This window comes from Methylibium sp., assembly GCF_031393925.1.
Lineage (GTDB): Bacteria > Pseudomonadota > Gammaproteobacteria > Burkholderiales > Burkholderiaceae_C > Methylibium.
Genome location: NZ_JANMWL010000171.1, coordinates 1 through 7,721 on the forward strand (window position 1 = coordinate 1; position 7,721 = coordinate 7,721).

7 protein-coding genes are annotated in these 7,721 nt (G+C 69.2%); 2 read left to right on the plus strand and 5 right to left on the minus strand.

Translation table 11 applies throughout. From position 1 onward, the window contains the following. The first annotated feature begins 112 nt into the window (after positions 1–112). Positions 113–421: a hypothetical protein gene (locus RMO12_RS09440; protein ID WP_309626693.1), complete on the plus strand. Its 309-nt coding sequence runs from the start codon at positions 113–115 to the stop codon at positions 419–421. Positions 422–483: 62 nt separating this feature from the next. Here RMO12_RS09440 and RMO12_RS09445 read toward each other — a convergent pair whose 3' ends face one another. From RMO12_RS09445 to RMO12_RS09460, 4 genes are all read right to left on the minus strand, one after another. Then, on the minus strand, positions 484–1,641 hold the full coding sequence (locus tag RMO12_RS09445) for a CHRD domain-containing protein (protein ID WP_309639100.1): 1,158 nt from the start codon (positions 1,639–1,641) through the stop codon (positions 484–486). 240 nt (positions 1,642–1,881) lie between these two features. Then, the gene (locus RMO12_RS09450; protein ID WP_309639101.1) at positions 1,882–3,357 is read right to left on the minus strand and encodes a M48 family metalloprotease; all 1,476 of its coding nucleotides are present in this window, start codon (positions 3,355–3,357) and stop codon (positions 1,882–1,884) included. Between the two features lie 157 nt (positions 3,358–3,514). Continuing rightward, positions 3,515–3,802: a hypothetical protein gene (locus tag RMO12_RS09455; protein ID WP_309639102.1), complete on the minus strand. Its 288-nt coding sequence runs from the start codon at positions 3,800–3,802 to the stop codon at positions 3,515–3,517. A gap of 119 nt (positions 3,803–3,921) precedes the next feature. Beyond that, entirely contained in the window at positions 3,922–5,007 is a 1,086-nt protein-coding gene (locus RMO12_RS09460) for a beta-propeller fold lactonase family protein (protein ID WP_309639103.1), read from the minus strand. Between the two features lie 218 nt (positions 5,008–5,225). Here RMO12_RS09460 and RMO12_RS09465 point away from each other — a divergent pair, with 218 nt between their 5' ends. Beyond that, positions 5,226–5,690 carry a CopD family protein gene (locus tag RMO12_RS09465; RefSeq protein WP_309625596.1) on the plus strand — a complete coding sequence of 155 codons (465 nt, stop codon included), beginning with the start codon at positions 5,226–5,228 and terminating at the stop codon, positions 5,688–5,690. 344 nt (positions 5,691–6,034) lie between these two features. Here RMO12_RS09465 and RMO12_RS09470 read toward each other — a convergent pair whose 3' ends face one another. After that, complete coding sequence (locus RMO12_RS09470; RefSeq protein ID WP_309625595.1) at positions 6,035–7,414, minus strand: DEAD/DEAH box helicase; 1,380 nt, start codon at positions 7,412–7,414, stop codon at positions 6,035–6,037. Positions 7,415–7,721: the final 307 nt, after the last annotated feature.

Below are 7,721 nucleotides of genomic sequence, written 5' to 3' on the forward strand. Positions count from 1 at the left end.
CGGCGGCGGTCGGGCGCAACTCACGTAAAACCGGACCCGCCCACGTTCGCCTGCGACTGGCGCTGCGCGGCTAACAAGCAGAAGATAGCCTCGGCACTTGCAGGAGGCTTGTATGAACCCCACCGACACACCGCCCGACGGTGACTTCTCCAGACTGATCGAACAGCAACTCGAACTCGCCGCCGCCAGGCTGCCCGCGCTGCATCCGGCCGAGGTACACCCGGCACCCGAGGATCACGAGGAAGTCGCGGTCGCCCACCCCTCGCTTGAAGATGTGTTGCTCGGCAACGCCGAGCCGACGCAGGAGATGCTCGAAGAACTCGCCGCGTTGGAGGCCGCGCCGGAACTCAGCGAAGACGAGTTGGCCCGCCAGGCGCTGGCCGATGGAGGCGCCGACGAAGATCCGTCGACGCCGGAGTAGCCCCGCACCCTGCCGCTCGCGTGGTGCCGCTTTCTGCAGTCGCTGGCTCGGGGTGGCCGCAGTCAAAGGATCTGCCCGCGGATCTCCCCGCCCGGAAACGCCGCGCTGTGCGCGTTGTAGTACAGGTTGCCCTGCTTGTAGGCCTTCAACTGGTCGGCAGTCAGCACCGTGTTCGCGGGCACCGTCCAGGTTCCGCCACCGGCATCCGTCAGCGTCACGTTGATCGGGCCGTTGACGCCGGGCGCGCCGAGGTGAATGTGCGCAGCGGCGGCGGTGATGCCGGTCAGGACGATGCTGCCGCTCGCGCCGCGTGTGGCAGGGTCGATGACGAGCGTGCCAGTGCCGGTGGCGGTCGACGCGTTGGCCGGCACTTCCTGCGCTGCGCTCAGGTTCGCGTAGCGCACGTTGCGGCCGATTTGTCCGCGCACCTCACCGCCCGGCAGGGCCGCACTGTGCGCGTTGAAGTACAGCGCGCCGGCATTGAGCAAGGCCAGTTGCGCGTCGCTAAGGGTCGCGTCCGCGGCCGCGACCCACACGCCACTGGCGGGCGCCGTCTCGGTCAAGGGGAAGATGATCGCGCCGTTGACACCAAGCACGCCGTCGTGGATGTGCGCCGCGCTGGCGGCGATGCCCGAGACGGTGACCCGCGCGGTGAACTTCTTCGTCGTCGGGTCCAGGCTCAGCAAGCCGTTGGCGGTGGCCACCGACGCATTGGCGGGTACCTCCTGCGCGCCCGACATCTGCGCGGCGAACACTTGGCGGCCGATCTGCCCGCGGGTTTCACCGCCCGGGTTTGCGGCGCTGTGGGCATTGAAGTACAGGCCCCCCGCGCTGAAGGCGGTGGCCTGCGCCTCGGTGAGCACGCTGCCGACCGGCACGGACCACACCCCGCTGCCGGCGGCGGTCTCCGCAAGCGGCACGATGATCGGCCCGTTGATGCCGATGGCGCCGTCGTGGATGTGCGCCGCGGTGGCCGTCAGGCCGTTCAGCGTGATGCTGCCGGTGACCGCACGCGAGAACGATTCCAGCGTCAGCGTGCCGGTGCCGAGTGCGCCGGTGGCCGTCGGGGTGACCTCCTGGTCGCCGGAGAGCGACGCGGTGAGCGTCACCGGCGGTGGCGGGTCGCTGTTGCCGCCGCAGGCGGCGAGCGTCAGCGCCATCGCGCCGGCGAGGGACCAGCGCAAGGCCGCGGCGAGGTACGAAAACCGTGGGTGAGTCATGGCAATACTCCTGAGGCGTGTTGGGGAGCGGGCCCGGGGCCAAATGCCGCCGAGCCACGGATTGCGAGCAAACCGCGCTCCCGTACCGCCACCTTGGTCTTGCGGTGATCCGCTTTAGCAGGACCGGTGCTTCGAACCGCGATTGCAAGCGCGGCCCTTGCAGCGTCGAACGCACCGCGCTGACCGCGGCCGCCAGGACGCGCCGCAGCAAACGCGGCCCCACCGTCGCGCACTGATCTGCTACTCGACCGTCTTCACCAACTGCCCGGCCTGCGGCTCGCCGCCGCCGTACACGCCGTTCATCAGTCGCAGCTGCTGCTCGGGGTTGGTGGTCAGCTGTGTACGACGCGCCAGCTCGGCAAAGCCACCGCGCGGCAACGCCACGGTGCGCAGCACCCACGGCCGTGCAGCCGTGCGATCGGTGGCGCTCAACGGCCGAAACGAGCTTTCGGCCTCGCGCAATTGCCCGGCCGCGCGTTGCACCGCCGCGGCGTCCTTGCCGGCGTAGAGCAGCAGGTAGTTGCGGTTTTCCGGCCCGGTCACCACGGTGGCTTCGACCGGCTGCGCCTGGCCCTGCGCGGTCTGGCGCGTGCCGCTGTAGTGCGTGGCCGCCAGGCCGTTGATTTGCCGTTTTTCCACGTTGCCCTGGGTGGCCTTGAGGCCATTGCGCAAAATTTCCTCGTGTGTGGTGCCGGCCTTGGGCGGCACGGTCTGCACCACGAGCCCGGCGTCGCCCGCTGCGCTCACGAGGCTGATCGCCTCGGCCTCGTTCTGGATCTTCCAACCCTGCGGCGCGGTGAGCGCAATGCCGAGCGGCTCGTGATAGAAGTTGCGCCCGCGCACCACGCCCTGCTCGCGGCTGTCGCCGAAGTTCATGCCGTTGATGGCCTGCAGGTAGCGCGCGCGGCCGTCGTCAACAAACGGGCCCTGAGCCTTGTAGCCGGCGGCGATGGCGGTGATGTCCTTCAGGCGCTGATCGTTGCTCGGGTGCGATGACAACCAGTCGGCGCCCTGCTTCGGGCTCTTGCCTTCCGCGCGCGCCTGGTCGGCGGCGAAGCGCTCCTGGTTCTTGAGCACCTCGATCACGTCGACCATGTTCTTCGGGTCGTACTTGTTGCGCACCAGGTATTCGGCGCCGAGCTTGTCAGCCTGCAGCTCCTGCTCGCGGCTGTAGCTGGCGATGTAGCCGGCCGCGACGCCCTGCGACAACTGGCTCGCCACGTCGCCTACGCCGAGCACCGCACCCAGCACGCTGGCGGCCAGCACGCCCAGGCCGGCGCGCTGCTGGCGGGTGGCACGCTGCGCGCCGTGGCGGGCGGTGACATGGCCGATCTCGTGGCCCATCACGCCGGCCAGGTCGGCCTCGCTTTCCATGTAGGCCATGATTCCGCGCGTGACATAGACGTAGCCGCCCGGCAGCGCAAAGGCATTGATGTCGGGGCTGTCGAGCACGGTGAAGGTCCACTGCAGGTTGGCGCGGTGCGACTGCTTGGCCAGGCGCTGGCCGACGTCGTTCACGTAGGCCTGCACGCGCGCGTCGCCGTAGGCGCCGTACTCGGCGAGCACCTGCTGGTGCGCCTGCTTGCCTTCCTTGACCTCGGCGTCTTCGGACAGGACGGTGCGCTCCTCCTTGCCGGTCACCGGGTTCACGACGTTGGTGGTGCAGGCGCCGAGCAGGGCAGCGCAAAGCGTGAGGGGCAGCAGCCAATGGCGCATGGCGGTCTCCGTTTTTTATGAGCCGGGCTGGGCCGGCAAAGCGCGTCGCTCGGGTTGAGCGACTCGTAGCACGCCACGTGCCCAAAGCGCCCCGTCCACCCGATTCGGGGGAAGCGCTCGAGACGACGCCGCGCGGTCCCCGCCGCCGTCCCCGCCTTCAGTGCGGCTTGCGCGGCTTGTCCTGAAACTGCTTGGGGCGGATCACGTTGCCGTCGCGCTCCGGCTTTCGTCGCTGCGCACGGCGGATGGCGTCCTGCGCTTCGCGAGCGGCAGCGCGGCGCACCGTGGTGCGCTGCCAGGCGCCCAGCGTGCCGTAGCGGATCGAGCGTGCGGCACGGAGCAGCACCGCATCGACACGCTGGCGCCGGCGCGTGCCCAGCGCCAACCGCAGCAGCAACAACACGCACACCGCGAGCACCAGAGTGGCAAGCAAGTTCTTGATCACGGTGCTCTCGCGTCGGACGGTCGCCGCGGTCGGCCTACTTCGACAACACCGGCTTCACGCCGGAGCCGAGCAGCGTCATGCCCGTCGATGGGTCGAAGGCACACATGGATGCTTCTGCCTCACTCCGGCTGGTCAAGGCTGCCGAACGACTTGGGGTAGGTCACGATGCCCCAGGGCAGCTTCTTGCCGGCAATGCGCTGCATCGGCTCGAGCGTCGCGGCGTCGATCACCACCACGTCGTCGGAGCGGCCGCAGGCCACCAGGATCTGCTTGTCGTCGGGCGTGAAGCTGAAGTGCCAGCAGCGGTTGCCGGTGGGCACTTCCTTGATCGACGTCCAGGTCTTGGTGTCGAACACCTGCAGCGTCTTGCCGCGCCCATTGGCCACGAACAGGCGCGCGCCCGTGCGGTCGAAGGCCACGCCATAAGGCGAGTCGCCGGTCTTCACGGTCTTGATGACCTTGTAGCCGGCGTCGATCACGATGAAGGTGTTGCCATGCTCGAGTGTCGCGACGTAGTGCTTGCCGTCGGGTGAGCGCTTGATGCCGCGCGGGCGGTCGCCATGCGGCGCGACGTCGATGCTCTTGACCAGCTTGCCGCTGGCGATGTTGTGGACGGTGACGGTGTCGTCTTCCTCGTTGGTCACCAGGATGTGCTTGCCGTCGGCGGAGAACTCGATGCCCTCGGTCTCGAGGCCGCCCTTGATGGTGCGCACGAGCTTGCCCTTGTTCAGGTCGACCACCGCCACGCGCGCCGGCTCCTTGTGCTTGTCATCTTCTGCCGCCTCCTTGGCCGCTTCGGGTGAGCCTTCCTTGGGCGGCGGCTTGCCGGTCGACGAAGGCTCGAAGGACACGAAGGCCAGGTGCCCGCGCACCCGCACGAACTCCGGGTTGGCGCCGATCTTCACGTGGCGCACCAGCTTGCCGCTGGCACGGTCGATGATGGCGATGCGCCCGCCCTCGCGGTTGGCGACCACCAGCCACTTGCCGTCGGCGGTGATGCCGATGCCACGCGGCTCCTCGCCGTAGGCGTCGATCGTGCCGGTGGGCTGCATCGTCGCGAGATCGATCACCGACACGTCGCCACCCTGGTTGCTGACGTAGGCCGTGCCGGTGCCGGGCTGCGCCGCGGCCGGCGCAGTGGCAAGAGCGGCGAGCACCGCCAGGCTGGAGGTGAATGCCGCGATGCGCGGGCGGTGCGAGTTCATTGCCTGGTGTCTCCTGGGCTGCTGCCGTGGCTGGAAAAGACGGCGTGCCCGGTGGGACGCCGGGAACCGCCATAAGTTGCGCCGCCGGTCGGATTCGGTGGCGAATGTGGCGATCCGGGCCGCGACCCTAGCACGCCCGGCGCCCGGAAATTTTCCCGATCGTGCGGCACGCGCGGCGGGCCTGCGACACTGCGCCGTCCTTCCAATGAGCCCTTGCCATGCCCATCCACGCCCTGCTCGTTCTCTTGCATCTGCTGGCCGCCGCCTACTGGGTGGGCGGCATGGCCGCGTTGCTGTTCGCGGTGCGCCCTGCCGCGTTCGAGACGCTGTCGCCACCGCAACGCATGCCCTTGCTGGCCGCCACCTTGCGGCGCTTCCTGGCCGGCGTCGGACTCGCGATCGTGGTGCTGCTGGCCAGCGGGCTGGCGATGATCGCGCTCTACGGCGGCTTTGCCAGCGTCCACTGGAGCGTGCATGCCATGCTGGCGCTGGGGCTGGTGATGATGGCGCTCTACGGCCACCTGCGCGCGGTGCCTGTGAAGCGCCTGCAACGTGCCGTCGCCGCCAGCGACTGGTCGGCCGGCGCGGCGACGCTGCCGACCATCCGCAAGCTCGTGAGCGTGAACCTCGCGCTCGGCGTGGCGGTGTTCGCACTGGCCGTGGTCGGGCGCACGCTGGGCTGAGCTGCCCCCACGCTCACTTCGTTCCCTGCCCCCGAGGGGTCACCCGAAGGGGCCCTCTTCGTGACCTTTGGGCGCTCAGCACAGAGCGCTTTGTTCGAGCACCGTTGACCGCGCAGCGGGCGTCGCGCAGCGGGGGTTTGCTCACTTCGCGCAGCGAAGTTATGCGAACACCAAAAGGGCGAGTTCTGCGCTCGCCCCAAGGCTCGGAGCATCGAGCACCGCAGTCGCAGCGCGGCGGAGACCGCCGCAGTGAAGCGGAGCACGTCGCCCGCCCACGGCTTTGCGAAGCCCGGCCGGCCCCCCAGCCCTCCCGCAGCGGTGGAGGGAGCAACAAAAGGCCCGCTCTAGCGGCCGTCGCGCGAGCCGCCGAAGCGCGGGCCGCCGTCACGCCCACCCGCCGGCCGTGCGCCGCGGCCGAAGCCACCGCCGCCCGGACGCCCGCCGCGGTTTTGGCCATGGCGTTGTCCCGGCAGCGGCTTGGCGCTGCGCGCTGCCTGCGGCGTGGGCTCGAGGCCGGCGATCACGCTGGCTTCAATCGGCTGGCGCGTAAACGCCTCGATCGCGCGGATCTTGCCGCGTTCGCGGTGCTCGGCGATGGTGATCGCGGTGCCGCTGCGGCCGGCGCGGCCGGTGCGGCCGATGCGGTGGACGTAGTCCTCGGCCTTCATCGGCAAGCCGAAGTTGATGACGTGACTGATGCTCGACAGGTCGAGGCCGCGCGCGGCCACGTCGGTGGCCACGAGCACGCGCACATGACCGTCACGCACATGCTGCAGGCGGCGGTTGCGCACCGCTTGCGGCATGGCGCCGTGCAGCGCCACGGCCGAGTGACCGGCCTGCTGCAGCAGCTCGGCGATCGCCTCGGTGTCGATCTGGGTGCTGGCGAAAACCAGCGCCTGGTCGACCTCGGCATCGCGCAGCCAGTGATCGAGCAGCTTGTGCTTGTGATTCAAGTTGTCGGCCCAGTGCAAGGTCTGGGTGATGTCGGCATGCACATCGTGCGCGCTCGACAGCTCCAGGCGGCCGGGCGAGCGCATCACCCTGGCCGCCAGGGCCATGATGCGCGCGGCGAAGGTGGCCGAGAACATCAGCGTCTGGCCGCGTTGGGCGGTCGCCTGGTGGATGGCTTCGAGGTCTTCGGCAAAGCCGAGGTCGAGCATGCGATCGGCCTCGTCGACCACCAGCACCTGCGTCTGGTCGAGAACGATCTGGCCGCGTGCGTGCAGGTCAAGCAGGCGGCCCGGCGTTGCGACCACGAGCTGTGCGCCGCGCAAGTCGAACAGTTGCTTGCCGAAGGGCATGCCGCCCACCACCGTCGCGATGCGCAAGGTACGTAAAGCGTCGCGCAGCGGATGGTGCTTGCTGTCGGCGCGCATCGCTTCGCCCACGCCACGCATCAGGTCGATGGCGTCGGCGGTGACTTGCTGCGCCAGCTCGCGCGTCGGGCACAGCACCACGGCACGCGGCGTGGCCGCGCGGGTTTGCTCGGCAGCACCAGCATTGAGCAGCCGATGCAGCACGGGCAACAGGAAGGCTGCGGTCTTGCCGCTGCCGGTCTGGGCGCTGACCATCCAGTCGCCGCCCTTCAGGGCAGCCGGCACGGCCTCGGATTGCACGCCGGTAGGCTTGGTGAAGCCGAGCAAGGTCACCGCATGCACGAGCGCAGGAGCCAGACCGAGCGTGTCGAAGGTCGAAGCCACGGAAGAAAGAATGGGAGCAGTCACGAAGCATCCGCCGGGTTGCCGGCGGTTCCGTCATCGCCGCGCATCAGCGCGGTATTGGTCAAGAAAAACATCGACCAACAGACGGAATGCACTCGGGTGCAATGGCCTTTGATACGAGCGCGAACGCGCGAGGCCGGGACTGGTGACGATGCAAGAGAACCGGCGGCCAGGGCCGCCGGAGCGCGCCGCATTTGTTGCAGCGCAGCGAGATTGTGGCACAGCAAGCGTGATCGGCCGACTCTTTTCCTCACGCAGGCTGGGGTTGACTCCTTTGCCCTACCCCACGAGCGATGCGCGCGTCGTGCCC